Origin of the sequence: Moorena sp. SIO4A1, assembly GCF_010672065.1 — a bacterium.
Lineage (GTDB): Bacteria > Cyanobacteriota > Cyanobacteriia > Cyanobacteriales > Coleofasciculaceae > Moorena.
This window is the reverse complement of the sequence record NZ_JAAHHX010000331.1, coordinates 1-2233: the sequence shown is the minus strand read 5'-3', so window position 1 is coordinate 2233 and position 2233 is coordinate 1. Positions and strand designations below refer to the sequence as shown.

At 42.7% G+C, this 2233-nt stretch carries 2 protein-coding genes; both read right to left on the bottom strand.

Annotated features, from left to right (window positions below; all coding sequences use genetic code 11):
• Nucleotides 1-948: hypothetical protein (locus F6K53_RS37870; RefSeq protein WP_293084856.1), on the bottom strand; the 948-nt coding region annotated here is incomplete at its 3' end.
• A gap of 88 nt (nt 949-1036) precedes the next feature.
• Complete coding sequence (locus F6K53_RS37865; RefSeq protein WP_293084853.1) at nt 1037-1810, bottom strand: PEP-CTERM sorting domain-containing protein; 774 nt, start codon at nt 1808-1810, stop codon at nt 1037-1039.
• Nucleotides 1811-2233 lie beyond the last annotated feature (423 nt).

Genomic DNA, 2233 nt, shown 5'->3' with positions numbered 1-2233 from the left:
TTTTTGTGATGTCATCCGAGCAACGGTACCTAAAGCTCCCAACATGAATAATCCTAATACTGAGGAAGATTCTGGTACACTGGTGCTGCCTACTATTCTTATGTCTATTGGGTAAGACAAGGTTACGATTTCAAATCCCTGACTAACGGAAAAAGAAAAGTCAGACAGTTCAGGTTGATCTATAGAAAATAGCTGAATAAATCCACCCCCAGCAGCTACATCTTGTAAAAAAGCATCAGCCAATCCCGAGGCTAAAGGATCTAAGCCAGGCGCTTTGAACGCTGGGGTTGGGTTACCCCAAAAGATATTAAAATTTCCAACCTGGGTACCAGGGTTGTCGTTAGCTGAGACAAAGTAAAAAGGTGAATAGCCAAAATTGATTATCTTAGTTGTGCCAACAGTGATAAAATACTCCACATCATCTGGATTAGCTTGAAAAATTACTTCCTCAATTGGTGAATCCGGACTCCCGAACCAATCTTGACCCAGCTTATCTTCGCCCAAGTTCCAAGTTTTGGTCACATCTCGGTCACTTTTTGGAATAAAGTCAAACCCAATACTACTGAGGGGAATATCGTTTTCTTTTAGGTAGTTGAAAAAGTTAGGCAAGCCAGTCACCCCCTCTAGGGTAGCTGACCGAGTACCGCGCGTTGCAGGATCGGGGCTACGCCCCGGACCTACTGTATAATACCTCGCATTATCTGTACCTGGGCGGAAACCGATATGACCTGCGTCCGGAGCCGTAGGATCTGCATTACGAAAAGCTATATATCCCTCATTATTAGCGATATCACCAAAAAAGGAGAGTACGCTATCAGACTCAATCGGTAGTACTGGCAGATTTTCAACTCTGCCAAAGTCAAAGGTCTGAGCAACAGCTGTTGTAGGTGTCAAGACTAGGGCAGTAGCTGTCACTCCTAGAAATAGAGAAAGGGAAGAATTAGGCATGTTGAGTCAATTCCTATTAACAACAGTAGGGTAGTTAACGACAATTGGTGCTCTAATTTGACGATTTGGGGTTGTTAATAAGAAGCGATTATGCACAACGACGTCGCTTACCAACAGCTAAGGCTGCACTAGCAGCGGTTAAAACTGCTAAGGCACTACCAGGTTCAGGAACCTGAGTAGAACCAGCTTCTACAAACGTCCGATCTCCTCTAGCGATCGCAATTTGCACACCTTCAGTGACAATTGGATCGGTGACCCCAGCAGCAAGCTGAGCATCGATCAGAAAATTGCTAAAATCCTCCGATATGCTGATTAGTAAAGGATCGAGACTCCAGGTTTGATTGGGCAGATCAAAAACCGGATTCCCCGGTGGTTGGGAATCGAAGATAGCCAACCCAGTATTGGCTGTATCTGTAAGAGAAAACTCGAAAGTAGCCGGATCGAAACGGGCAGATAAGTCTCCGATTTCGAATACAGGAGGAAGGTCAATCTTAGTGGTATCTACGTCAAAAAATATGCTGCCAGTTAACTCTGTTGAGCCACTGAAGGGAAGGAAGAAATCTGTCTCCTCATCATAGAGAAATTGAAAGGTATTTCCTAGAACGTTAGGATCCGAGCTGCGAGGAAGCACAGAAAAGGCAAAGGAGAAACCTGGCGCTGGTTCAGCTGTCTGCTCTATGGAGTCTATATTTACAGATAAGCCAATTGACTCTAGAACAGCGAGTCCATCGGGATCTAATGTGATGCTCTCCTTACCACCAGTCTCGTCATAGAGTATGGGTTGAGCTTGAGCAGGTAAAGGGGCGTATAGGGCAATGGTTGCCGTTAGACCAAATAGTAGGGAAAGGGGATAATTACGCATAGTTTACTTTACCAATAAAAGTTGCTTCTACAGATAATTAATCTTGAAGGTATTCTACTTCAGAAACTGCTGTTGCTTATCTTGTCTTATTGATTTGTTACATACCTCGTCACCAGACTAAATTTGACCTAGTTCACCTATAGCCTTGATCTCTGGGTTGTAAACACACTTATTGCTCAAAAATGCAAGAGACAAGAGGCAAAAGCCAAGAAGGGAAAGAGCTTCGATTTTTTATTCTCCAAGAGAAAAATACATCCTAGGTTTACATTTCATTTAGAAACGCCATAACAGATAAAAAAAACCTGATTTGAAATCTTCATCAGGTCTTTGAGGTAATTAATTATACCCAAGTATCCGTTTCTTTCTGTTTCTCATTAGGCGCACCATAAATATTACAAATATTGCTAGCATCAAGCTAAATAT